Origin of the sequence: Rhizobium sp. YTU87027, assembly GCF_050644135.1 — a bacterium.
Classification (GTDB): Bacteria; Pseudomonadota; Alphaproteobacteria; order Rhizobiales; family Rhizobiaceae; genus Rhizobium.
Genome location: NZ_CP098442.1, coordinates 122,554 through 146,099 on the forward strand (window position 1 = coordinate 122,554; position 23,546 = coordinate 146,099).

Here is a 23,546-nt window from a genome sequence, read left to right on the forward strand (position 1 = left end):
GCTACACCACTCCAAAAGACGCGATCTGCAGTCCCAAGGAGGACCTCGCTGGCGCTTCACGATCCGTGCGCCAATAATATCCGGCAAGCAAAGGCTACCATTCGCCGAGTTCAACGACACATCATGAGCTGCATATTGAGACCACGTACAACAACGCGCCGACAGTCCCCGCACTAGAGCCTTTCATGTTTTGACGGAAGCGTAGCCAGCATTTGAGAAATAGTTGGCGCATTCCTCTGGCTTGATGGTGTCGGCGAGTATGCCCAGATGGCGCCAGGTTTCCTCGATGGTTCGCTTTTGGGCTTGGCGCATCCAGTGCTTGATCTTGGCGAAGGCCTGCTCGATCGGGTTAAGGTCGGGGGAATATTTCGGCAGGAACCAGAGCCTGGCGCCGACGGCCCTGATGGCATCACGGATGGCCTTGGCTTTGTGAGAGCCGAGATTATCGAGGATGACGATGTCGCCAGGTTTGAGGGTCGGGATCAACTGCTGGCGGACATAGGCGTGAAAGCATTCGCCATTGATGGGACCGTCGAAGACGCAGGGCGCAGTGAGCTTGTCGCAGCGTAGGGCGCCGAGGAAGGTGAGGGTGCGCCAGCGGCCATGCGGGGCAAAGCCGCGTAATCTTTTGCCCCTCGGCCCCCAGCCGCGTAACGGCGCCATGTTGGTGCGGATCCAGGTCTCGTCGATAAAGACGAGCCGCTTCGGATCGAAGCGGTCTTGCCAGGCTTTCCAGCGAGCTCTGCGGCGGGCAATGTCGGCGCGGCCCTGCTCAAGGGCGAACAGCGTTTTTTTTAAAGCTCAAGCCCTCGCGGCGCATGAACTGCCAGATGGCATTGTGGGAGACGCTCACACCGCGGGCGGCTAACTCATCCTTCAGCCGATGTAGCGTCAGATGTGATGTCTGCTCGATCTGCTCGACGATGAAGGCGCGGTGCGGCTCCAGCACACGTCGGCGATGGCCGCCCATCTGACCGGGCGACACACTACCGGTGGCCCGATAACGCTGCGACCACTTCACCACGGATGAGACAGCTATGTCGAACCGCTCCGCCACCACCCGGCAGCTCTGACCGTCCACAACCGCTGCAATGACTCGCTCGCGAAGATCATTCGAATAGGGTCGCGTCATGGATGCTGGCCTCCATTCCAGCATCCATCATGAATCACAAATCTGCTGATTTGGGAATCCCGCACCGATTCCGATAAGTAATGATCCGCTCTAGCGCGTCTGAAGGCGCAGACGAGCGCCCCCAAAGCCGAATCACTTGGCTCATGATGCAGAGGCGGCCCACGCTCGAGCGCTTAAATCCGGTCGACCTTAGTCGCATACTTCTACACTTCGACGTAGCGCGAGAACGCAACAGGCGGTTTGGTCGCAAAAAGCAACAGAGCGAAAACCGCTCTGCTGTTCCATAAATTAGGTTACGCCACATTTATATGTAGCGGGGGCACATTCTATCTCGAACTGCAACAAAGGCGCTAAGCTGCCTGCTTTTCGGGAGCCATGGTTTGATCCGTACCTTTTCGCATTTGAGTTTTGACGAACGCCGATCGATTTCCAGGATGTTGGATCAGAAGTTTAGCCAGTCTGAGATCGCCAGACGCCTCGGCCGGGACCGCGCGACCATCTCCCGGGAGATCAAACGCAACTACTGGCACGATCAGGAATTCCCCGATGCCGAGGGCTACTGGGCGATGACCGCCAACGACATGGCGCGCGACAGGCGCCGGCGGATCGGCAAGCTCTTTCGTCGCGAGGATCTGCGGAACGAAGTGATCGGAAAGTTGGAATCCGGCTGGTCGCCGGAACAGATTGCTGGACGACTGAAGATCGAACCAGCGGCCAAGGCAAGCGTCTGTCACGAGACGATCTACCGATATGTCTATTCACCGGAAGGACAACGGCAGCAACTGGCGCGGCTTCTTCCGGAACGGCGGAGAAAGCGCCGGCCGAGATATGCTCGCAAACCGCAGAACCCGGTCTTTCCAGATGAGCGTTCGATCAAACATCGGCCGGAAGCCATCAACGATCGCAAGGAATTCGGTCACTGGGAAGCCGATCTGATGATCTTCGAAAGGGTTCAGGGCAATGCCAATGTGGCAACGGTTGTCGAGCGGATGAGCCGGTTCACCATGCTGTTCAAGAACAACGACCGGCAGTCCAAGCCGATCATGGAGCGGCTCATCAACGTGCTCAGCCCCCTGCCCAGGCATGCCCGGCAAAGTTTGACGTTTGATCGCGGATTTGAATTCGTCTCCTGGCGGCGACTGAAGCAAGGAATGGGAACCGATGCATGGTTCTGCGATCCGTCTGCGCCCTGGCAAAAAGGCTCCGTTGAGAACATGAATCGGCGGATTCGGCGTTACCTGCCGAGGGATACTGCTGTCCTGTCCGTTCCTGATGAATCGATACGATCACTGATCGATCGGTTGAACAGTACGCCGAGAAAATGCCTTGGGTTCCGCACCCCAGCTGAAGTGTTCAGGCGTGAAGTGAACAAATGACGGCAAGCCGGGGCGGAGGACGGATTTCATGAATGATCCTGCGGTGATTGCGCGGCGAGAGAAAGTGTTATTAGGCAGCCAGCGGCAGAATAGAGATCGTCAATGCACGCCGATATCGCTTTGCGTATCCGATTCCAACTGCAGGCAAGCTGCCCAAAGTGGCGTCTTGTGGAAGGATCCATCCTGCAGAAGAGTGAGCCCCTCTCGTGCCTCGTAGAGCAAGCCGAGCCAGCATAAGCGTTGGAAGACGCCATACTGAAGATCGGATTTCAACTCCCAGGCTCCTATGGTCATTTCGGTGTCCGACAAAGGCGCCAGGTCTGGATAGAGGATTTTCACAACGTCCATTGGCGTGCAACCTTCTCTGGCCTTGATATTGAGAAGATTGAGGAACATGCGCCACCAGCGTAACCGCGCTCGGACCTCCTCTTCCCGCTCGGTGGCGTGGACATAGGAATAGAGATAATCCGTGGCGACCAGATCGAAGAAGGCTTGCGGGTTCACCAAAAACTCCCGGCCGCGTCTGGTTGGCAGCAGCACATCCTTTTTCCCGCGAAGAAGCTTCAGATGACGGGCCATGTCGCGCACGACCCAAAGCGGCGACATGTCGCTTTCATTGAGCACCTTGTTCATGCTGTAGAGGTCCTCGGCTGTGAATCCTGGCCAGAGGAAGTGCACAGCGGCCCAATGCACGAACTTGCGGTTCATGGCGCCGGTCGCCGTCAATCCTATGCCACCCTCACCGTCAGCATAGGCAACCGAAAGAAGCATGCCGCGAAGAAGTGGTGACAGCGCGGCGATGTCGACGTCACCTTGCAGGTTGATTTCCGGAAGCATCGTGCGGCTTTGATCCCCAACTGCGCCATGCAAGTCCCAGCGAGTATCGAGCGGTAAAAGAACAATTGCTAGTGAGAAAGCTAAAGCCGAAGGGGTGCGTCATCACCCGCCCCCGCTCCGCCCTTTCAACCCGGCCCAGCCGGTCGGATCGGGGGCTGATCTCCCTGCCCTGTAGTAGCCTTTAAGCCCTTGTTGCATTTACATTAGAAGTCACACCGCAAAGTTAAAGTGTCCTGTTTCTGCAAAGTTGGAATGTCACTCTCCCCGCGTTTTGATGACCTGGGAGATTGCGGATGGGACTGATAGCGATGAGCGAGCGCGACCTGCAGCGGATCGAGGTTTTGTCGAAGGTAATCGCGGGCCGCGAGACGCTGGTGTCGGCGGCACATGTGCTTGAGCTGAGCACGCGCCAGGTGCGTCGGCTGCTGGATCGGATCAAAACTGACGGCGCAGCGTCGATAAGGCATAAGGCGATCGGCCGGCCTTCGAACAACCGGATCGGTGATGGTGTTCGCGATTATGCGGTGACGCTGGTTCGCGAACGCTATGCAGATTTCGGGCCGACGCTGGCCGCCGAGAAGCTTGCCGAGCGAGATGGATTGCGGGTGTCGCGCGAGACTGTGCGCAACTGGATGGTTGATGCCGGCCTGTGGCTATCGCGCAAGTAGCGTCGGACGTTTCATCAGCCGCGACTACGACGCGAGGCTTATGGCGAGTTGGTGCAAATCGACGGCTCCGAGCATCGCTGGTTCGAAGATCGCGGAGATCCGTGCTCGCTGCTGGTCTTTGTTGATGATGCGACCGGCCGGTTGATGCAGTTGCGCTTTGTACGTTCCGAAAGCGCCTTCACCTACTTCGAGGCGCTGGAGCTCTATCTGAAGCGTCACGGCGCGCCTGTGGCCTTCTACTCGGATAAGCATTCGGTGTTTCGGGTGGCGAAGAAGGATGCCAAGGGCGGCCAGGGCATGACCCAATTCGGGCGCGCTCTTTGCGAGCTAAACATCGAGATCCTTTGTGCAAATTCGAGCCAGGCCAAGGGCCGCGTCGAACGGATGAACCGGACGCTGCAGGACCGATTAGTCAAGGAGCTGCGGCTGGCCGGGATCGACACGATGGAGGCAGGCAATGCGTTTTTGCCGGACTTCATGGAGAACTACAATCAGCGCTTTGCGATCGCCCCTGCGCGGTCTGAGGACCTGCATCGACCGATGAATCTGGCGGCGGATCGACTGGCTGAGATCCTGTGCAAGCGCGAGCAGCGTTATGTCGGATCGCAGCTGACGTTTTCGTTTGAACGCAAGCGGATCATGCTGCAGGAGACCGAGGTGACGCGTGGTCTGGTCGGTCGTTATGTCGAGACCTATGCCTATGCTGACGGGCGGCTGGATGTGCGTTGGAAAGGTTATTCTCTGCCCTACTCGGTGTTCGACAAGGACCAGCGGGTGACGCATGCGGCGATTACCGAGAACAAGCGGCTCGGTGAACTCTTAGCCTATATCAAGGAGCGTCAGGACCAGCAGGAAAAGCCGGTCGTGAGGAGCAACAGCGACAAAAATGGCTATAAGCCGCGTGGGCGCAAGCCGGGACGGCGGACGGATTTCATGAACGATCCGGCAGTGATTGCGCGGCGGGAGAAGGCACTCTCGCGGCTCGATGCTGCCGAGTAAGAGCTTTCAAGGGTTGATCAATGGACACCGATTTGGGCTTGCGTGTCGGATTCCAGCTGCAGGCAAGCTGGCCATAGTGGCGTTTTATGGTAAGCGCCCTCCTCCCACATGGCCAGCCCCTGGCGATCTTCATACAGCAAACCCAGCCAGCATAAGGGGCGAATGACGCTGGAACGAAACTCTGATCTCAGCGCCCAATCTTCCACGGTCATCTGCTCTTCGATCAAAGGATAGGATTCGCTTGGGAATAATTCGTTCGCCAGTTCATTCAATGAGCATCCCGATGTCGACATGATATTAATAAGATTAAGGAAGACGTCCCACCAGCGCATCCGGTTGCGCATCTCCCCCTGCCTTTGGCCGTCGTGGATGTATGCATAGAGATAATCCGTAGCGACCAGATCGAAGTAGGCTTTCGGTCTTGCCTGGAAGTCCCGTCCACGTTTGGTCGGCAGCAGCATGTCTTTTTTTCGGCGAAGAAGTTTAAAGTGCTGAAGCATGTCCCGCACTGCCCAAAGCGGAGGCATGTCCGCTTCGTTGAGGACCTTGTTCATGCTGTAGAGGTCTTCGGATGTATAGCCGGGCCAATGGAAGTGAACGGCGGCCCAGTGCACGAACTTGCGGTTCATGGCGCCTGTGGCTGTCAAGCCGATGCCTCCTTGAGTGTCCGCATAGGATAGGGCCAGGATCATTCCGCGCATTAGCGGCGAGAGGGCGGCGACATCGACGTCGCCCAGCAATTTGATTTGCGGAAGCATGGCGCAGTCCTGATTCTAACCTCGCGGCATGTAGATGCCGTCAACCATCTACCAGGAAAAGACGAATTGATAGTGAGGAAGCTAAAGCCGGAAGGGTGGTCCCTCACCCGCCCCGATCTGATCTTGCAACCGGATCAGCCGGTCAGATCGGGGCTGGTCGGTCGTGGCGTACGAAAGATCAAAGTGACATTTCTACTTTGCGGCAAAACGGACATTCCAACTTCTTCGCCACATTTTGTGTAGGGGGGTGGGTTCAAGGATGAAGTGCGACATGCCAATGATTTCAACGGCTTCACTTTGGAGATTTTAGCATGTCCCGATGCTACACGCAGCTTGCTCTCGCCGACCGACGACGCCTACATCAGCTGGTGGCGGCAAAAGTTCCCGTCACCGAAATGGCCCGCCAGCTCGGCCGTCACCGCTCGACCATTTACCGCGAGATCAAGCGCAACACGTTTCACGATCGCGAACTGCCGGACTACGACGGCTACTACAGCACGGTAGCGCACGATATCTCTAAGGAGCGGCGACGCCGGCTGAGAAAGCTGCGGCGGCACCCGGATTTACGCACGGAGATCATCAACCAGCTGGAGGCACGCTGGTCTCCGGAGCAGATTGCCGGGCGCCTGTTGTTGGAGGGGCACAGCCTCGTCCGCGTCTGTAAAGAGACAATCTACCGCTTCATTTACAGCAAGGAAGACTATGGGCTTGGCCTCTATCAGTATCTCCCGGAAGCGCGTCGCAAACGTCGTCCACTGCGCTCCAGGAAGCCGCGCGACGGTGTGTTTCCAGCCTCGCACCGTATATCCCAACGTCCTGATTTTATTGGAGATCGATCGCAGTTCGGGCATTGGGAGGGCGACCTCCTCATCTTTGAGCGTCCACTCGGCCACGCCAATCTCACGTCCCTCGTGGAGCGCAAGAGCCGCTACACCGTTCTCATCAAGAATCCAAGCCGGCATTCACGCCCGATCATGGACAAGATCATTAGAGCGTTTTCTCCTTTGCCGGCCTTTGCACGTCAAAGCTTCACCTTTGATCGCGGTACCGAGTTTGCCGGATTCAGGGCTTTGGAAGAAGGGATCGGCGCGCGTAGCTGGTTCTGCGACCCGAGTGCACCGTGGCAAAAGGGAACTGTCGAAAACGCCAACAAACGTATTCGCCGCTTCATGCCAGGAGCTACAGATCTGGCCGCCGTGTCACAGCGCGACCTCATCCAACTCGCACGACATCTCAACGACCAACCCCGTAAATGCCTTGGCTACAAGACGCCGGCCGAGGTGTTCATGGCGCATTTGCAGGATCAGGTGTGATCCCCTACCCTGCAAAACGGGCGTGATGCACTTGGGTTAGCTCCTCCAAATCTGCCGTGACCTCGGAGGGAACCGTGACGCCGGTCCCCCGGGGTAATTCGGCTGCCGTTGGCTCGCGAGGCCGACGGCAGTCTCCTCTATCCCGACCGTGTACGATGCTGGTCCCGCCAAGCGGAGGCCTGACATGAAAGCGGCCGCGGGCTCCAACGCCTCACCGTCCGGCGCACGGCTCTGCGCCGTCTCGCTCGATGGCTCGTTTCGCGTTCAGGACGATCCGCATCTCAAGCGGGAACAGGCGATTGCGATCTTCGATCTCTTGAACGAGAACAGTTTCGCTCCCGTCTGCCATGACGGCGGCCCCTACCGCCTCCAGCTTGCACTGGTCGACCGCCGCCTGGTGATGACAATTTCGCTGGATGGCGGCGAGCATGTGGTCAGCCACCATCTGTCGCTGACGCCGTTTCGCCGGCATCTCAAGGACTATGCCCTCATCTGCGACAGCTTCAACGACGCCGCCGGCCGCGCCAGTCCGGAGAAGATCGAGGCGATCGACATGGGGCGCCGCGGCATCCACAACGAAGCGGCCGAACTGTTGCAGGCGCGTCTCGCCTCCAAGGTCACCGTCGACATCGACACCGCGCGGCGGCTGTTCACCCTGATCCACGTGCTGCTGATCAGCAACCAGCAGCATCGCGGACACTTGCGGAGGCTGGCATGACGCTGGCGAACGCTTCCGTCCGCAGTCCCGTCCTGCGGTGGCAGTCTCATGATCTGAAGACAAAAAGCAGCGGAGGTGGGCAAAAACTGCGGCAACTGATGACAACATCCGAGGACCACTGGCACCACTGAAGCATCCGCTGTTACTAGGGCTTCCCCGCGTCGATGATCTCAAACCTCTGCAGCTCGAAGCCGCGCTATAACCAGCCGGGCGTCTCACCGATGAGACTTTTTCTCGCTTTCGATACATGAACAACAGGATCTGGAAGCACAGCTTTTGCGGAACCGACTGATTTTCAGGCTCTACCGTAGGGCGAGTTAGTTGGCCTGGTTTTTGCTCCATCTCCCGCCCAAGCTGTCCTTTCCTTGGTGGGATGGGAACAGGCGCATTTTCAGGTATCGGCGCCAAAAGGTTCAACGTGATGTGTTCTAACTCACTGCCCAAGGACTTTTAATTGCGACACTTGCTGGACAAGATGACCGACCTCACCGCAATTGCGGGGAGCGAAGAGAGCCTCAAGGCGGGCCTTGCGAATATCACCGAGCATGCCGTCTACACGGCCCATGCCTACATCTATATTCGCACCGGCTACATTAAAGTCATCTCCAACGACAATGGCGGATGGCAAAGCACCTATTTCAAGAGGAAGCATACGCCCATTCATCCGGCGGCGTTCATGCTGATGTCGGCCGGCTACAAAACGGGGCGCTTTGACGGTGCGGCGCTGGGCGGCTTCATCGTCGTCGGCGCCTTCGGCGGGCCCGGTCGCCGGTGGCCTTCTGATGGCCGGCTTCGGCACTGGTGCACTTGTCGCCGGGCTGGCAAATCAGCCTCTCCGGCACAGCTTCGCGCAGGAACGAATCTTCGTTGCTGCCTGCATCGCCTGCGCGACCTGTGCACTGTCGTGGGCGTTTGCCGCGTCGCTCGCGCTTGGCGGCGCCGGCTGGGTAACGGCGTTATCGGTCCTCGGCGTAAACTGCAATTCGCCAGTCCGCGCTGGGTGGCGGGGCGGACCATCTCGATCTACAGCGCCATCACCTATGGCGGCATCGCTGGCGGCAGCTGGCTCAGGGGACGCGCCGAGACCCACTCGCTTTTCTCTGCGCTCGCAGCTTCCGCCGGGGCGTCGCTGTTCGCCGCCGCCTCGGGTGTCAAGCTGTCGATCAGCAATCGTCTCGACCCGGCACTCGAACCGTCCGGGTCGTTCGTCGCGCCGGCGATCGCGCTCGATCTCAAGCCCAGAGACTGGCCGATCCTGGTCATCATCGAATATTCCATTGCGGACGACAACGCCGATCGGTTCTGTGCAGACGCCGGCATGTGCAAAGCCGGGCTGGGGCAAGGCAATGGACGTTCACCTGCGATGTCAGCGAACCTTCGCGCTGGCTCGAGACCTACCGCACACCAACCTGGATGGATTATCACCGGCTGCATCACCGCCCGGCCGCGGCCGACAAGCAGTTGGACCGGGACCTCATGGACCTCACCCCCGCCGCCCAGCCGCCGAAAACCGCCATTCTCGTGAACGCCCGCCAGGCGCCGCCCGCAAGCCGGCTCCGCTCGTTTCCTATGTTTCGCAGAAGTGAGCAACGCAATGGATAACGGTCGCCCCCTGCGACACCACCCGCGCGTAGCGCAGCTAAAGGTTTCCAAATGCAGTATTTTCGACCCTCGCACTGTCGGTTGACCACCGGTCTCGCCGGACCTCCGTCCCGGCCAAGCGCTGCCGCTTGCGTCAACGTCTAAAGAAGGGCGTCCCACAGGACGCTCGTGTTGTGGAGATTTTCTTATGCAGACAAACGAATCCGCGCTGTTTCGCATCACTTCCGCCGGCATTGAAGGCGCACCCACCGTCGACGAGGCGATCAGAGTTGTTCAGGCGAACTATGGAGTCGACTTCGTCACTTATCATCTCGCCCAGACCATCGCAGGTGCCGTGGACACGCCCTTTGTCAGGACCACCTATCCCGATCCCTGGGTGGCACGCTACCTCCTGAAGGACTTCGTCAAAGTCGATCCTATCCTGCACGAGGGTCTCGTTCGGCAGTTGCCCTTCGATTGGCGCGAGGTCGAAATCCCGAAGGCGGCGCTGGCATTTTATGCCGACGCTATGACGTTCGGTCTTGGCGAGAACGGGTTCTCGATTCCGGTCGTCACCAAGTCGCGCCGCGCGCTCTTTTCGCTGAACTCCAAAAAACCAGACAGCGAATGGAGTGCCCTCGTCGTCGAGCAGCGCGAAGAATGGGTGGAGCTCGCCTTTCTCATCCACAAGAAGGCGGTCCGTGAACTTTATGGCGAAGACGATCCGGTTCCTTTGCTAGGGGGCCGCGAGGTCGAATGCCTGCACTGGGCCGCGCTTGGAAAGGAAGCTCCCCAAATCGCCGCCATTCTCGGCCTGTCAGAGCACACCGTTCGTTCCTACCTCAAATCGGCACAATTAAAACTGGAATGTGCGACCAGATCAGCCGCAACCGCACGCGCAGCACAACTGCGCCTGATCAATCCCTATGGCAATACCCACACTTGAGAGTATCAGGTTGCGGACATTTCCTCCCTGCACTTTCGATTGCATGTTCTCGCCGACATCCAAATGGAGGCGACCATGTATGCATTCGTCCAGGGCCATCAGTACGGCCGATATGAACACTTGCTGGATCAATATTTCCGGTTGAGGAAAACAGTCTTTGCCGATCAGCTGGGCTGGAAGGTCAAGACATCCGGTCCGTATGAACGCGACCGCTATGACGGCCACAATCCGGCCTATCTCATTTGGTGCGATGACGATCGAGACCAGCTCTATGGGGCGGTGCGGCTGATGCCGACCACCGGCCACACCCTTCTTCACGACGTTTTCCGCTCCACTTTTCCCCATGCCGCCGATCTGATCGCACCCGGCATATGGGAGGGCACGCGCATGTGTGTCGACGAGGAGGCGCTTGCCCGCGATTTTCCTGACATGCGGTACGAGCGGGCGCTTTGCCTCCTTCTGCTGGCGCTCTGTGAGCTGGCGCTCGACAACGGTATCCACACAATGATTTCGAACTACGAACCGCATATGCGGCGCATCTATGAAAAAGCCGGCGCAGCCTTCGACGAGCTCGGGCGGTCAGATGGCTTTGGCAAGCGTCCCGTCAGCTGCGGTGCTTTCGAGGTGTCAGCCCGAGTGTTGTCGAACATGCGTGCGAGAATGCAAATCGCAGTGCCTCTTTACCAACACCGTATAACGCCTCGGGCTTTCCGCCCGACTTGCGAGGCGCATCCCGCCTGAACCACGCCGGTCGACCTGCTGCAAGAAGCCAGAAGTGGTGGGCCTCTCCGGAGATAGGCAATTGTATATACACGCTATGGAAGCATTCGTCGCGACCAACGATGCACCAAAGATCAGGTCAGACATCCTCGCATGTATGATCGAGAGATTTCAGTCGGCCGCGCCGCGCTTGAGCGGCGAGCAACTCGACTTCGACGCAGGCCGTGCGATGATGGAAGCTATTAGCGACGGTTTGCTGTTCTGGGTCGGCGCGAATGATTTCTCGGCTTGCTGCGGCATTCGCGCTTTGGTTGAGACGAGTACACGGATGGTCGCACCTAACTTGGATTTTGACACGTGGTATTTTGCGGAAGGCAATCCTTTCGAAACAGTGCGGCGCACTCTTCTGGGACCGCCTGCGGGATGATGCGTTGTGAGCCCTGGTCACATCGAGACGGGTCCAAATGGGCTCCTACTTGTCTAAGTGCGTGCCTACGGGTGCATAGCTGCGCAAGATCTGTCGAAGCACCTAGTCGGTTGATCTGTTGATGTCGCCATTTGCGGCGAAAAACTCGATCATGTCCTTGGGAGTGGTGTAGCTTCGGCGATCGCCGTGCCTTCCGGACAGAGCCGGCAATTGGTCAGCTTGGGGCTGGCAGGCTGATGAGCGGATCCTCGCTCATTGCTGCTATGCCCGCACGCTCAAGCGCACCCTGCCCGCCGTGTTGCAGTTCGATACTGGCATGTCACGGCTCGGTTTTCCGGCGAAGGAGCGTTCTGCCCTGGCGAAGGCGCTCGGCGATAAAAGCAACCTCGAAGTGCTGTTCATCATGAGTCACCTCGCCGCGGCGGATGAACCGGATGAGGCACAGAACGCGGAACAACTCGCCGAGATGCGCCGGGTTGCCGACGAATTGCCGGCCTCGACATCTCCTTCGCCAATTCCGGCGGTGTGTTACTTGGCGAAGCCTATCATGGTGTTCTCGCCCGCCCCGGTATCGCGCTCTATGGCGGTGCGCCGACGACAGGCGTGCCAAATCCGATGGAGCCGGTGGTCAGCCTCGATGTTGCCGTCGTCCAGACCCGCACCGCGCCGGTCGGCACCAAGGTCGGATACGGTGGCGCCCACGTGACAGAGCGCGAAACACGGCTTGCGACCATCGCCGCTGGCTATGCCGACGGGCTGCCACGGAGTTTGAGCGGTCGCGGCGCGGTTTACTATCAAGGGATCCGCCTGCCCATCATTGGCCGCGTGTCGATGGACAGCATCACCATCGATATCTCTGCGCTTCGGAAGGCACGTTGACACTTGGCAGCCTCGTCGAGGTCATCGGCCCCCACCAGACGCTTGAAGACGTCTCGCGCGACGCCGGCACCATCGCCTACGAAATCCTGACCGGTCTCGGTCATCGCTATCACCGTCAGTATCGCTGAGAGCCATACTGCTTTTCAGTCTTGAGGAAATCATGAAAGTCGTTGTTCTCGGGTCCGGCATTGTCGGGGTCACATCCGCCTATCAACTGGCAAAAGCAGGCCATGAGGTCACAGTCATCGATCGTCAGCCCGGTCCTGCACTGGAAACGAGTTTCGCCAATGCTGGCCAGGTTTCGTTTGGCTACTGCTCGCCATGGGCCGCACCCGGCATTCCGATGAAGGCGCTGAAGTGGCTGTTCATGGAGCATACGCCACTGATCCTCAGGCCCAAATTAGATGCCGCCATGCTTTCCTGGCTGCTCAGGATGCTGTCGAACTGCACTTCGGAGCGTTATGCCATTAACAAGAGCCGGATGCTGCGCCTGGCAAACTACAGCCGCATCGCGCTCGCCGAACTGCGCTCGGAGACCGGGCTTGCCTATGACGAGGGCATGCAGGGCACGGTGCAGCTCTTCAGGACCCAGCAGCAGCTCGATGCGTCCGCGAAGGATGTGAAGGCGCTTGCTGCCGACGGCGTTCCCTATGAGGTGCTGGATCGGGACGGCTGCGTGTGGGTCGAACCGGCGCTCGCCCATGTCCGCGACAAGATCGTCGGCGGCCTGTTGACGCCCAAGGACGAAACAGGTGACTGCTTCAAGTTCACCAATGCGCTCGCCGCCAAGGCCGAAGAGATCGGCGTCCGCTTCGTCTAAAATACGGTGGTCAAGCGGCTCGATGTCGAGGGTGGCCAGTTGCGCGGTGTCGTCACCGATCATGAGCGGTTCGGTGCGGATGCGGTCGTGGTGGCGCTCGGCAGCTATTCGTCGGTCTTCCTTGAGCGCTACGGCATTAAGCTACCGGTCTATCCGGTTAAGGGCTATTCGCTGACGATCCCGATCACCGACGCGTCGCGGGCGCCGAAGTCGACCGTGATGGACGAGACCTACAAGATCGCCATCACCCGGCTTGGTGACCGCATCCGGGTCGGCGGCATGGCGGAGATCTCCGGCTATACCAACGATCTCGGCCAGGCCCGCCGCCGCACGCTTGAGCATTCCGTCACCGACCTCTTTCCCGGCGGCGATGTTTCGAAGGCGAGCTTCTGGTCGGGGCTGAGGCCGATGACGCCGGACGGCACACCGGTGATCGGCCCGACGAAGATCGCCGGCCTCTATCTCAATACCGGACACGGCACGCTCGGCTGGACGATGAGCACCGGTTCGGCCCGCCTGATCAGCGATCTCGTCAGCGGCCGCAAGCCGGAGATCGACGCCACACAACTCGCGGTCGCCCGATACGCCTGACGAACCTTCCGACAATGCACACATGGAGTAAAGAACGATGATCACCGCCATTTCCACCGACGAAGCACCGGGCGCTGTCGGCCCTTATTCGCAAGCGATCAGGGTTGGCCATCTGCTGTTCGTCTCCGGACAGCTGCCGATCGATCCGGCGACCGGCGAATTCAACTCCGCCAATGCCATCGAGCGGGCCGAGCAGTGCTTGAAGAACATGGCTGCCATTGCCAGGCAAGCCGGAACAGACCTCTCGAAGACGGTCAAAACCACTGTGCTTTTGACCGATCTGGGGGATTTCGCGGAGGTCAACCGCGTCTATGCCGGCTTCTTTTCGACCCCCTACCCGGCCCGTGCCTGCTATGAGGTCAAGGCGCTGCCAAAGGGCGCCAAGGTTGAGATCGAGGCCGTCATCGCCATCGACTGATTGGGTTGAAGAGAGTTCTGACGCTGCTTGGCCGGAGCGATCGGAAAGGATCGCTCCGGTGCTGCCGTTTTGAGGACGACCGGCTATAGAGTGCGGCTGTTGCAAACCCAAGAGGGGGATCACCGTTGACGCTTTCGCAGTCACTGATGCGGCATCTGAGCAAGCCAGACCTGTTCGCGGACCTGGTATCCGTTGTCGACCTCACCGCTTTGGGGAAGCGTCGGCGCTTTCCGGTGTTCAATCCGTCCACCGGCGAACACCTGGCGGAGCTTCCCGACATGGATGAGGCGGACGTCGCCGTGGCGATTGATCGGGCTGACGCCGCACGGGAGCCCTGGGCCGGTCTCACCGCTCGCGAGCGCTCCGAAGCCCTGTGGCGTTGGCATCAGCTGATCCTCGAGCACAGCGATGATCTTGCCGCCATCCTGACCGCCGAGATGGGCAAGCCGCTTGCCGAGGCGAAATCCGAAATCGCCCATGCTGCGGCCTATTTGCAATGGTATGCCGAGGAAGCCAACCGCATCTATGGCGAGCCGATCTGGGCGCCATCCAACGACCGTCGGATGCTGGTGATCAAACAACCGATCGGTATCGTCGGTGCGATCACGCCATGGAACTTCCCCGCATCGATGGTGGCGCGCAAGATCGCGCCGGCGCTTGCCGCCGGCTGTACCGTCGTTTTCAAACCCGCCGAGCAGACACCGCTCATCGCCGGCGCGATGTTTGTCCTGGCGCGGCTCGCCGGCTTTCCGGACGGAGTGCTCAACCTCATCTATGCCTCCGAGGGCGACGCGGTCGGCCGCAAACTCTGCTCAAAACCCAAGGTGCGCAAGATCAGCTTCACCGGTTCGACGGAGGTCGGCCGGCTGCTGATGCGGCAGTGCTCCGACCAGATCAAGAAGGTGAGCTTCGAACTCGGCGGCAACGCGCCCTTCATCGTCTTCGACGACGCGGATGTCAATGCCGCCGTCGACGGCGCGATCCAGACGAAGTTCCGCAATGGCGGCCAGACCTGCGTTTCTGCCAACCGGCTCTATGTCCATGCCAGCCTGCACGACGAGTTCGCAGCAAAGTTCGCCGATCGGGTCCGGCGTTTACGCGTCCGTGACGGCTTTGACGCCGACGCCGCGATCGGTCCGCTGATCGATCAAGCAGCACTTCAAAAGATCGAAGCCCATGTCGAAGATGCCGTGGCGAAAGGCGGGACGATCCGCTGCGGTGGCAAGCGGATCGGTCAGTCCGGAACATTCTTCAAACCGACCGTGATCACCGGGGTGACAGGCGATATGCGGGTCGCCAAGGAGGAGACGTTCGGGCCGCTGGCGCCGCTCATCGGCTTCGACGATGCCGACCAGGTGGTGCGCGCAGCCAATGACACGATCTACGGTCTTGCCGCCTATTTCTACGCCTCCAATCTCAAACGCGTCTGGAAGGTCGCCGAGGCGCTCGAATACGGCATGGTCGGCATCAACACCGGCCGTATGTCGTCGGAAGCAGCCCCCTTCGGCGGCGTCAAGCAGTCAGGCATCGGTCGCGAGGGATCTCGGCACGGCCTCGAGGACTATCTCGAGATGAAGTATCTCTGCATGGGCGGGCTTTAGTCCGCGGGCCATGCTCATCAACGTCACAGATATCCAACGGATTCCGTGGCCGCGTCTTGCTCAATCAGTCAACTCCATTCCTTGGCCTGAGTTGCTAAAAGAAGGTGAGTGGTGACGATCGCGGTGTCCCTTCCGCTTGGCGCATGAACCGCCTCGCTCATTCGGTTCCCATGCTACCGCCAGGTCACTGCGACGGCACCATCGAAGCCCGCCATCCGTTTCACCGGGGGAAGCGAAGATCTGCTGCAACGGTCGATCACCTTGTCGACGCGCAATTGGAACCGCATGCTGTTGACTCCCACCTTCAACCGTTTGAAAAGAAGTTTCCAACCGGGAGCGTACCATGGCGGACGAAGAAATTCTGGAACAAGCCGAGCCCTTGACCGAGACCGAGACGGCTCCTCCCCCGAAGAAGCGCACATCATCGGCGAAGGGGAAACGTTTGTCTGCCGGCGCGAAAGCGAGCAAGGCTGAGCCGGCGGCGATCAGTGTGCGGCAGCGCCGTTACTCCGACAGCGAGCGCGCCGAAAAGCTCGCGCAGATCGAGGCGCGCGCATCGGCCGGTGACACCCTGAAGGCGGCGATCAAGGACGCCGGGATTTCCGAGCAGACCTATTACCAGTGGAAACGGACCGACGGCGCGGTGGAGGCGCCAGCCGCCAAACCCCAGCCAGACGCCAGGGTCGAGCCAAGCGCCGGCGTCGATACTCTGGCGGACCTGGTCGCGCTCGAAGAGGAAAACAAGCGGCTGCGCCAGCAGCTCGCGGAAAAGCTTCGCGCTGAGAATGCCGAACTGCGCAAGCGGCTCGGTCTGGACTAGGCTGACAGGCTATACCGCCCGCGTGGCAAAAACGCACGCCTTTGCCTATCTGTGCGGTGAACCCTACGTGTCACCGGGTCACTTCCTTCATTTCCGGATAAAGGTCCGCATGAAAGCAAGACGCAATTTCATTGTCGAATTCAAGTCGGGCCGGCGTCAGCAAAGACGCCAAGGCGCCTCGATCTGGGGTGATACCGACCTCAAGGCGATCGCGCGTGCGGTGGAATCCGATCTGGCGGTGACCGGCGGTAGCGCTGACGCAGAGCTCGGTGCGGTGCGGCCATCACCTGCACCCCATCGATCCGAGTCCAGAATTCTCGAGACGATCGTGAAACCCGACGAACAACCGTCCGGGGCGGCCCTCGTGAAGGCGACGACCTCTGACTTGCCGACGCAGCCGGCGGATTTGCCACAACCATCGGCGAAAACGGATGACGCTGCAAACGTGCCAGTGCTCGTCCCCGCGCAAGAAGAGACAGCTCCCGCCGCTCCTGCGAGGCGCCGCGCCGCCTCGAAAGCGATGGGGCCGAGGAAGAAAACGCAAGCCCGATCCGCTTCCGCGGGGATATCGCAGCAGGCTGGCGCCGACGACCTCAACGCGCTCGAGGCCGAAAACCGCCGGCTGAAGGCGCTGTGGCGGGCGCATCTGCATGCGGAGAATGCTGAGCTTCGGAACATGTTGGCCCGCCTTTCCGTGATCTAACGCATCAAGACCCTTGCCGTTGACAAGGACGGTCGGCGATCCGGCAGACCGGAGCGATCGATGGTGCAGCGCCGCTCGCGGTCCCGGTTGCGCTCGCTAATTGTCGGCTGGTCAACGTCAATTCGTTGGTGCTGAAGCTCCCGTTTCGTGCCGCGGCCGCGACCTATCGGAGATGACGGAAGCCCATGTCGTACGCGTGACCCATTGGTTTGGGAGCTAGTCACTTTCGTAGGGTTGATTGCGTTCTTGCCATTCGCAGGGACGATCATTGTCAGACACCATCTTGCCTCGGCTTAGCCAGGTGGCAGCTGCAGAACTCTTGCATGCGGCTGCGACCGCTTTGATGCCGATGGACCCGTAGTTTTGCAGGATGGCGTCCCGCTCTTTGGAGCACGGGGCATTCGGTGGCATGGGCGTTCCCTTTCTCATCATTGGAATGTCGGCCTATTCGTGGGTGGCGAGTGCGTGCTTCACGCGAAGCACCGTGGCCGCCACCGCGACGAATACGAGCGGGATCGACCCGAGAATCAGCAGCGGACTGACTTCCCATCCGGCGTGCTGGCATGCCTCGAAGGCAGTTTTGATGAGGCCGATGAGGTAATAGCTGATGGCAATGATCGAAAATCCCTCGACCGCGCGCTGGATCTTCACCTGCGTCGCCGCCCGTTCCGCCACCGACTTGATCTGGATTGCATTCTGGAATTCGATTTCGACCTGAATGCGGGTTTGCAGCAGATTCAGAAGATGCATAGTGGCGCCAGACAACTGTTCAAGCCGATGGGACGTGGCTTCGCAAGTGCGAACCGCTGGTTTGAAGCGTCTTGTGACGAATATGCCAAATCGTTGGAAGCCCGGCAGATGCGTCTCGCGCAGCTCGCTGATGCGTTCCTCGACGATTTTCGCATAGGCTGCGGTCGCACCAAAGCGGCTGCGGGTTTCCGCCGAAGCCGTGATAATGGCGGAAGAGAATTCCGAGATTTCGTTGAGGAGGCTTTTGTGCTGGTCCGCCGGCGTCGATTGATTGCGGTCTGCCAGGTCTCCAAGGCGCGCCTCGAACTCGGCAAGGCGCGGCGCGAGACGCCGCGCGAGTGGCAGGCCGAGCAGCGCCATTGAACGGTAGGTCTCTATCTCGTAGATCCTGCGGACCATTCGGCCGAGGCGATAGGCGTTCAAATCCCTGTTGAAGAGCAGAATATGGCTCCATCCGTCTGAACGAACACGAAAGTCCGAACATACTTGGCCGGCCCCTGCCCCAATTATTGAAGCGGCGGTGTCACCAAAGCCGAATTTCGCCAGGACATCTCCCAGTTGTTCCGGGGCAGGCCCCGTCACCAGAATACTAACCTGACTGATAACTGTGATTAGGCATGGAATAAGGACCCCGCAAATGGGGTGATCGGCGTCCAAACGGGACCCCCATCTGCGATGGGGTTACAACAGCCTCCGGTTTCATCGGAGGCTTTTTATTTGGATGCTTGTTGTGGAGACAATTCTGAAGATACGGCGGCTTTCCCGTGTGCAGGGTAAGTCGATCAAGGCGATCTGCCGGGAGCTGGGCATATCGCGGAAAGTGGTGCGGAAGGTTCTGCGCACCGATGAGACGGAATTCAAATACGAGCGGACCCGTCAGCCTCAGCCGAAGCTCGGCCCTTGGCGCGATCAGCTCGATGGAATGCTGCTTGCCAATGAAGCCAAATCCTCCCGCGAACGGCTGACGCTGATCCGGATATTCGAGGATTTGCGCGATCTGGGCTACGAAGGCGGTTACGACACCGTCCGACGCTATGCCCGGACGTGGGCGAAGGAGCGCGGGTCCGTGACGGCGGAGGCCTATGTGCCACTCTATTACGCGCCGGGCGAGGCCTACCAGTTCGATTGGAGCCACGAGATCGTCGTGCTGAACGGTGTGACGACGACGGTGAAGGTGGCGCATGTCCGGCTCTGCCATAGCCGGATGATGTATGTGAGAGCCTACCCGCGCGAGACGCAGGAGATGGTCTTCGACGCCCATGACCGGGCATTCTCCTTCTTCGGCGGGGCCTGTACGCGCGGCATCTACGACAACATGAAGACCGCGGTGGAGACGGTCTTCGTCGGCAATGAACGGCAATACAATCGCCGCTTCCTGCAGATGTGCAGCCATTATCTGATCGAACCGGTGGCTTGCACGCCGGCGTCGGGGTGGGAGAAGGGCCAGGTCGAGAACCAGGTCAATCTGGTGCGGGAACGCTTCTTCACGCCGCGGCTGCGCTTCAAATCCTACGACGAGCTGAATGGCTGGCTGCTGGACAAGTGCATCAGCTACGCCCGTGCTCATAAGCATGTCGATCAGACGGAGCGCACGATCTGGGAGGTATTCGAAACGGAGAAGCCGCATCTGGTCAGCTATCCGGGTAAGTTCGACGGCTTCCATGCTGTGCAAGCCTCGATCGGCAAGACCTGCCTCGTGCGTTTCGACAACAACAAATACTCAGTGCTGTCGACCGCGGTCGGTCGCCCAGCCGAGATACATGCCTATGGAACGTTCGCAAATCCTCGACATGATGGGCACGCTGAAGCTGTTCGGCATGCGCAGCGCCTATGACGAGATCATGGCTTCCGGCATCAAGCGCCAGCACGAACCGCCGCGCATCGTCGGTGACCTGCTGAACTCGGAGATCGCCGAGAAGCAGGCGCGCTCCATCAAATACCAGATCACCGTTGCCAAGCTGCCGCTGGCCAAGGACATCGACGACTTCGACTTCACCGACACGCCGGTCAACGAAGGGCTGGTGCGCCAACTCGCGACCGGAGCCTTCCTCGCCGAGCAGCACAACATCGTTCTGGTCGGCGGGACCGGCACGGGAAAGTCCCACCTGTCCATCGCGCTTGCCCGTGCCCTGATCCGCAACGGCGCACGAGGCCGCTTCTTCAACGTCGTCGACCTCGTCAATCGGCTCGAGACAGAAGCACGTAGCGGCAAACAGGGGCGGCTTGCCGACTTCATCACCAGGCTCGACTTCGTCATCATGGACGAGCTCGGCTATCTCCCATTCGCCCAGGCCGGTGGACAGCTCCTCTTCCATCTGATCAGCAGGCTTTACGAGCGGACCTCGATCATCGTCACGACGAACCTGGCGTTCGGCGAGTGGCCGGCCGTGTTCGGCGACGCGAAGATGACCGCCGCTCTGCTCGACAGGCTCACCCACCATTGCGAAATCGTTGAGACCGGGAATGAATCCTGGCGCTTCAAAAACCGCTCTCAAAGCTAAAGCCGAAAAGACAAACAACCCGCGCCCGCAGGCCCCTGCGCTAAATGGACAGCTCCGGGCCTACGCGCGCTGACCCTATGCAACCAGAGGAAGGGGTCCCTTTTGGAAGCCGATATGGGGTCCCGTTACGAAGCCGATTGACACGCAAGAATGCGTCGGACAACAGTGCGGTTGTCCCCTCCAGCCTAGAGTCCGCTTCATTGGCGTGGACTTTCATGCCCGCTCGCCGTACGTCATCAGTATTCTGGCTGTTAAAACCACCTCCCCTCTTCTCCGCGCCTCGTGCTCAAACCCGCTTTTTGATCGCGCATGACGGCCATTCAACATTCAACTCGCGGATAAGGAACACCCGTTTCGGGCCTGATCTTATAATTAATCAAGCATATGGACTGCGCCACGCATGGGGAGAGAAAGTGCGTTTCCGCATATCTGAGTTCGACAAGGCACCATGGTACTCAGCCAACCCGATCCATGAGTTCGGATTGAAGCGTCCTCGCGGTGTACAGCGAAGCGTCCAAGGGCAGGTTCCCAAACGCCACCTGACAAAGGAGATAGTTTGCTCCCGCCTCTTCGACCTGATCTAGCAGAGCCCGTCGGACAAAATCCGCCGTTCCCACCACGCACAATTCATTTTCGATTGCTGCATCGAAGCTCAAGGGGAGATTCGGTGGAACCGGGATTCCATTTAGGACGTACAGGAATTTGAAAGTTTCAAGCCATCGTTCGAAAGCAGGAGCGGCGAGCGAATATGCATGGTCTGCAGACTGCCCGACCACAATCATGCGAAGCAGTCCGAGGAATGGCGCCTGGTTGTTCGCGTCACTGTTGTGTCCTTGCTCGCAGCGGAAGGCGTCGGTGACCTTGCGGACGAATGTGGCAGGACCTAGAGACGCGATGTTCGCGCCGTTTGCAGCGGCCCAGCGTGCAGACTCGGGTTTGTTGGTGGCGATCCATGTCGGCGGGTGCGGGCGCTGATGAGGCTTCAGTGTCAAAGGAACATCGTTTAGCTCAAAATGGTGGCCGCTGTAGGAAAGAGTGCCGCCCCTCATCGCCTCCATCAGAATTTCGCTGGCTTCGAGATAGCGTCCTGGCACTGCGTCCGCACCAATCCCGAAGTAAGCTAGCTCGATTGGAAGGGACCCGCGCCCTATGCCCAACTCGACCCTGCCACCGCTCAAATGGTCAAGCATGCAGATCTCCTCAAATGCACGCAGCGGATGACAAAGGCTAAGCAGCATGGTGAGGGGGCCAAGACGAAGGTGACGGGTGCGCTGCGCGACACTCGATAAGAACAGGTTCGGTGATGGGCCTCTTCCATGCGGCGAGCAATGGTGCTCCGCTACATGGTAAGCATAAAAGCCGAGCCGATCATACGCTTCCGCCAGCTTGAGACGGTCTGCGTATTGTCGCGCAACGGCGTTACCATCCTCGTCCAGATGGTCGAATATGCCGAAAGTTAGGTTTGAAGGAAGGGCTTTTCTCATTGAACTGTCTCCGACTTTGTTCCGATAGCTCCGGACCTTGATTCAAGCGAAATTAGATTTGGGGCTTTTCTTGGCCGGACATCGCTACTGATGCAGAGTCCGGGCCACACGTCCTTCCACGCTCGGCTGTTGCTCAACATCTTTAGTGCTTCTGCCGGGGAAAGCTTCATTGCCTTCGCGGCTATATGCTGTTCTGCAGTTTGACGGCTGGAGAACATGACGTACGACACGTGCAAGCGGGCTATGCATCTGCCTCCTCCTCCCAGGGAGCGGTAGAGCTGGTCAACGCTGTGGGGAGATCTTGCGATCGTTGCTCTGTGTCTTATTGCCGCGATCATTCGCACAGAATGGAATATGTAGCTGCTAAACGGCCGATCGTGTGGAGCTCTCAGCTCCCAAAATCTCATCGACAGCTTCAAGGAACGCATCCATTTGCGATTTTGTCCCGATGCTAACGCGAATGCAATCTTCCAGACCCTCATCAGGGAGGACGGCCACTAGTATCTTTTTTTGCTTCAAGTAGGTTTGCCACCAAGCGCCGTCTCGCCCTGGTGGCACACGGGCCAGCAGGAAATTCGCATGAGAGGGAGTTACAGAGAACCCAAGTTGCGACAGTGCGAACATCACGCGCTCTCTCTCAAACTTAATATGTCTACGGTTCTCCTCGTAGGCCGTGCGGTGAGCAAGGATGCTGACACCAACCGCATGGGCGATCACATTCATGTTGAACATGTTCTGGAGATTGCGCAGCCGCCCTACAACCTCAGGATGGCCGAATCCGAAGCCAACGCGAAGGCCGGCCCCCGCATAGCTCTTAGAGAACGTTCGCAAGATCAGAAGGTTCGAATTGCGGTCAATTAAACGGAGAGCGCTGTCAGGCGCAAAGTCTACATAGGCTTCGTCCAGCACGATCAACCGGTCAGATTGTGCGACGAGACTTTCAATATCCGCAATCGGGACAAAAGTGCCGGTAGGATTGTTCGGATTAGCCAAGAGAATAAACTTGGCCTCCTTTGCAGGACCGAAAAGCAGTTTGTGTATCGGCAACGAGCAAGACTCGCCGGATCTGATTTCAAGCAATCGAGCACCTTGCAGCAGCGCGAGCTTGTGGTTGTATGCAAAGCCAGGGGACAACATCGCGACGCTGTCACCCGGGTCAAGGAATGCTCTGTATAGAAGCGAAAGAAGTTCGGAGGAACCGTTGCCGGCGATCACCTGATCCGGGGAAAGGTTATAGGATGCGGCAGCTGCTTCCCTCAAGCTGACGTTATCATCCTCCGGATATAGATACTGCCGTTCGAGAGCAGCGACAGCGCTCTGCATTACCGCTGCCGGCAAGGCAAATGGATTCTCGTTTGTGTTTAGTTTGACACAGTCGGCATCTGGTCCCGGACGACCGGACGGAAGAGGATTCAGCTGTCTATACACCTCTGAAAGAGACGAAAGCACGCGTTGCAGTTTGGTGTCAGACATAGTTCTTATCTTTTGCAGTCGCAGACGATAG

General features: G+C 59.1%; 17 protein-coding genes and 6 pseudogenes. 16 read left to right on the forward strand and 7 right to left on the reverse strand.

Going from position 1 to position 23,546, the window contains the following annotated elements:
* Positions 1 to 183 precede the first annotated feature (183 nt).
* Positions 184 to 1,132 (reverse strand): IS630-like element ISRel6 family transposase gene (locus tag NBG89_RS29280; RefSeq protein ID WP_416068559.1). Its coding sequence is split into 2 segments (ribosomal slippage): positions 184 to 795 and positions 797 to 1,132, totalling 948 coding nucleotides; the frame shifts between segments, so codons are not numbered across the junction.
* 380 nt (positions 1,133 to 1,512) lie between these two features.
* On the opposite strand from NBG89_RS29280, the gene NBG89_RS29285 reads away from it, so the two are divergent.
* Positions 1,513 to 2,508, forward strand: coding sequence for an IS30 family transposase (locus NBG89_RS29285; protein WP_210633345.1), 996 nt, complete (start codon positions 1,513 to 1,515; stop codon positions 2,506 to 2,508).
* Between the two features lie 99 nt (positions 2,509 to 2,607).
* Here the strand turns inward: NBG89_RS29285 and NBG89_RS29290 are convergent, their stop codons facing one another.
* A complete protein-coding gene (locus NBG89_RS29290) occupies positions 2,608 to 3,345 on the reverse strand; it encodes a hypothetical protein (protein WP_431324650.1) in 738 nt (245 codons plus the stop codon).
* A 293-nt stretch (positions 3,346 to 3,638) separates the two neighbouring features.
* Here NBG89_RS29290 and NBG89_RS29295 point away from each other — a divergent pair.
* Positions 3,639 to 5,012: pseudogene (locus tag NBG89_RS29295) on the forward strand (ISNCY family transposase).
* A gap of 17 nt (positions 5,013 to 5,029) precedes the next feature.
* On the opposite strand, the gene NBG89_RS29300 reads toward NBG89_RS29295, so the two are convergent.
* Complete coding sequence (locus NBG89_RS29300) at positions 5,030 to 5,770, reverse strand: hypothetical protein (protein ID WP_416068557.1); 741 nt, start codon at positions 5,768 to 5,770, stop codon at positions 5,030 to 5,032.
* A 311-nt stretch (positions 5,771 to 6,081) separates the two neighbouring features.
* Between NBG89_RS29300 and NBG89_RS29305 the strand changes: the two genes are divergently transcribed.
* Positions 6,082 to 7,083 carry an IS30 family transposase gene (locus NBG89_RS29305; protein ID WP_431324651.1) on the forward strand — a complete coding sequence of 334 codons (1,002 nt, stop codon included), beginning with the start codon at positions 6,082 to 6,084 and terminating at the stop codon, positions 7,081 to 7,083.
* Positions 7,084 to 7,267: 184 nt separating this feature from the next.
* Positions 7,268 to 7,801, forward strand: coding sequence for a UPF0262 family protein (locus NBG89_RS29310; protein ID WP_416068556.1), 534 nt, complete (start codon positions 7,268 to 7,270; stop codon positions 7,799 to 7,801).
* A gap of 433 nt (positions 7,802 to 8,234) precedes the next feature.
* Here the strand turns inward: NBG89_RS29310 and NBG89_RS29315 are convergent, their stop codons facing one another.
* The gene (locus NBG89_RS29315) at positions 8,235 to 8,453 is read right to left on the reverse strand and encodes a hypothetical protein (protein ID WP_416068555.1); all 219 of its coding nucleotides are present in this window, start codon (positions 8,451 to 8,453) and stop codon (positions 8,235 to 8,237) included.
* A gap of 130 nt (positions 8,454 to 8,583) precedes the next feature.
* Between NBG89_RS29315 and NBG89_RS29320 the strand changes: the two are divergent.
* The 10 genes and pseudogenes from NBG89_RS29320 (at position 8,584) to NBG89_RS29365 (ending at position 17,307) form a co-directional block, all read left to right on the forward strand.
* Positions 8,584 to 9,403: pseudogene (locus NBG89_RS29320) on the forward strand (MFS transporter).
* 187 nt (positions 9,404 to 9,590) lie between these two features.
* Positions 9,591 to 10,328: a LuxR family transcriptional regulator gene (locus tag NBG89_RS29325; protein ID WP_416068554.1), complete on the forward strand. Its 738-nt coding sequence runs from the start codon at positions 9,591 to 9,593 to the stop codon at positions 10,326 to 10,328.
* A 75-nt stretch (positions 10,329 to 10,403) separates the two neighbouring features.
* Complete coding sequence (locus tag NBG89_RS29330; RefSeq protein ID WP_416068553.1) at positions 10,404 to 11,069, forward strand: acyl-homoserine-lactone synthase; 666 nt, start codon at positions 10,404 to 10,406, stop codon at positions 11,067 to 11,069.
* A gap of 76 nt (positions 11,070 to 11,145) precedes the next feature.
* Entirely contained in the window at positions 11,146 to 11,475 is a 330-nt protein-coding gene (locus NBG89_RS29335) for a hypothetical protein (RefSeq protein WP_416068552.1), read from the forward strand.
* A gap of 265 nt (positions 11,476 to 11,740) precedes the next feature.
* A pseudogene (alr, locus tag NBG89_RS29340) lies at positions 11,741 to 12,482 on the forward strand (alanine racemase); the annotation flags it as partial.
* Positions 12,483 to 12,514: 32 nt separating this feature from the next.
* Positions 12,515 to 13,765 (forward strand): annotated as a pseudogene (locus tag NBG89_RS29345) (D-amino acid dehydrogenase).
* Between the two features lie 37 nt (positions 13,766 to 13,802).
* A complete protein-coding gene (locus NBG89_RS29350) occupies positions 13,803 to 14,183 on the forward strand; it encodes a RidA family protein (RefSeq protein ID WP_416068551.1) in 381 nt (126 codons plus the stop codon).
* Between the two features lie 146 nt (positions 14,184 to 14,329).
* Positions 14,330 to 15,784, forward strand: a complete 1,455-nt coding sequence (locus tag NBG89_RS29355; protein ID WP_416068780.1) for an NAD-dependent succinate-semialdehyde dehydrogenase — start codon at positions 14,330 to 14,332, stop codon at positions 15,782 to 15,784.
* Between the two features lie 343 nt (positions 15,785 to 16,127).
* Positions 16,128 to 16,604: a transposase gene (locus NBG89_RS29360; RefSeq protein WP_416068550.1), complete on the forward strand. Its 477-nt coding sequence runs from the start codon at positions 16,128 to 16,130 to the stop codon at positions 16,602 to 16,604.
* Between the two features lie 109 nt (positions 16,605 to 16,713).
* Positions 16,714 to 17,307: a hypothetical protein gene (locus NBG89_RS29365; RefSeq protein WP_416068549.1), complete on the forward strand. Its 594-nt coding sequence runs from the start codon at positions 16,714 to 16,716 to the stop codon at positions 17,305 to 17,307.
* Between the two features lie 444 nt (positions 17,308 to 17,751).
* On the opposite strand, the pseudogene NBG89_RS29370 reads toward NBG89_RS29365, so the two are convergent.
* Positions 17,752 to 18,663 (reverse strand): annotated as a pseudogene (locus NBG89_RS29370) (DUF3422 domain-containing protein); the annotation flags it as partial.
* Positions 18,664 to 18,778: 115 nt separating this feature from the next.
* On the opposite strand from NBG89_RS29370, the pseudogene istA reads away from it, so the two are divergent.
* Together istA and istB are read left to right on the forward strand one after the other, a co-directional pair.
* A pseudogene (gene istA / locus NBG89_RS29375) lies at positions 18,779 to 19,882 on the forward strand (IS21 family transposase); the annotation flags it as partial.
* Positions 19,824 to 20,558 carry an IS21-like element helper ATPase IstB gene (gene istB / locus NBG89_RS29380; protein ID WP_416068548.1) on the forward strand — a complete coding sequence of 245 codons (735 nt, stop codon included), beginning with the start codon at positions 19,824 to 19,826 and terminating at the stop codon, positions 20,556 to 20,558. The pseudogene istA and the gene istB, both read left to right, overlap by 59 nt.
* Positions 20,559 to 21,013: 455 nt before the next feature.
* Here the strand turns inward: istB and NBG89_RS29385 are convergent, their stop codons facing one another.
* Complete coding sequence (locus NBG89_RS29385) at positions 21,014 to 22,042, reverse strand: LLM class flavin-dependent oxidoreductase (RefSeq protein WP_416068547.1); 1,029 nt, start codon at positions 22,040 to 22,042, stop codon at positions 21,014 to 21,016.
* A gap of 363 nt (positions 22,043 to 22,405) precedes the next feature.
* The gene (gene hisC, locus NBG89_RS29390; RefSeq protein WP_416068546.1) at positions 22,406 to 23,515 is read right to left on the reverse strand and encodes a histidinol-phosphate transaminase; all 1,110 of its coding nucleotides are present in this window, start codon (positions 23,513 to 23,515) and stop codon (positions 22,406 to 22,408) included.
* Between the last annotated feature and the right edge of the window lie 31 nt (positions 23,516 to 23,546).

What these genes read in the sequence shown, in the direction of transcription:
- NBG89_RS29360 (WP_416068550.1), top strand. Translation starts at nt 16,128, where the DNA reads ATGGCGGACGAAGAAATTCTGGAACAAGCCGAGCCCTTGACCGAGACC.
- NBG89_RS29355 (WP_416068780.1), top strand. Translation starts at nt 14,330, where the DNA reads ATGCGGCATCTGAGCAAGCCAGACCTGTTCGCGGACCTGGTATCCGTT.
- NBG89_RS29335 (WP_416068552.1), top strand. Translation starts at nt 11,146, where the DNA reads ATGGAAGCATTCGTCGCGACCAACGATGCACCAAAGATCAGGTCAGAC.
- NBG89_RS29290 (WP_431324650.1), bottom strand. Translation starts at nt 3,345, where the DNA reads ATGCTTCCGGAAATCAACCTGCAAGGTGACGTCGACATCGCCGCGCTG.
- NBG89_RS29315 (WP_416068555.1), bottom strand. Translation starts at nt 8,453, where the DNA reads ATGCTTCCTCTTGAAATAGGTGCTTTGCCATCCGCCATTGTCGTTGGA.
- NBG89_RS29350 (WP_416068551.1), top strand. Translation starts at nt 13,803, where the DNA reads ATGATCACCGCCATTTCCACCGACGAAGCACCGGGCGCTGTCGGCCCT.
- NBG89_RS29325 (WP_416068554.1), top strand. Translation starts at nt 9,591, where the DNA reads ATGCAGACAAACGAATCCGCGCTGTTTCGCATCACTTCCGCCGGCATT.
- NBG89_RS29310 (WP_416068556.1), top strand. Translation starts at nt 7,268, where the DNA reads ATGAAAGCGGCCGCGGGCTCCAACGCCTCACCGTCCGGCGCACGGCTC.
- NBG89_RS29330 (WP_416068553.1), top strand. Translation starts at nt 10,404, where the DNA reads ATGTATGCATTCGTCCAGGGCCATCAGTACGGCCGATATGAACACTTG.
- NBG89_RS29365 (WP_416068549.1), top strand. Translation starts at nt 16,714, where the DNA reads ATGAAAGCAAGACGCAATTTCATTGTCGAATTCAAGTCGGGCCGGCGT.
- istB (WP_416068548.1), top strand. Translation starts at nt 19,824, where the DNA reads ATGGAACGTTCGCAAATCCTCGACATGATGGGCACGCTGAAGCTGTTC.
- NBG89_RS29305 (WP_431324651.1), top strand. Translation starts at nt 6,082, where the DNA reads ATGTCCCGATGCTACACGCAGCTTGCTCTCGCCGACCGACGACGCCTA.
- hisC (WP_416068546.1), bottom strand. Translation starts at nt 23,515, where the DNA reads ATGTCTGACACCAAACTGCAACGCGTGCTTTCGTCTCTTTCAGAGGTG.
- NBG89_RS29385 (WP_416068547.1), bottom strand. Translation starts at nt 22,042, where the DNA reads ATGAGAAAAGCCCTTCCTTCAAACCTAACTTTCGGCATATTCGACCAT.
- NBG89_RS29300 (WP_416068557.1), bottom strand. Translation starts at nt 5,770, where the DNA reads ATGCTTCCGCAAATCAAATTGCTGGGCGACGTCGATGTCGCCGCCCTC.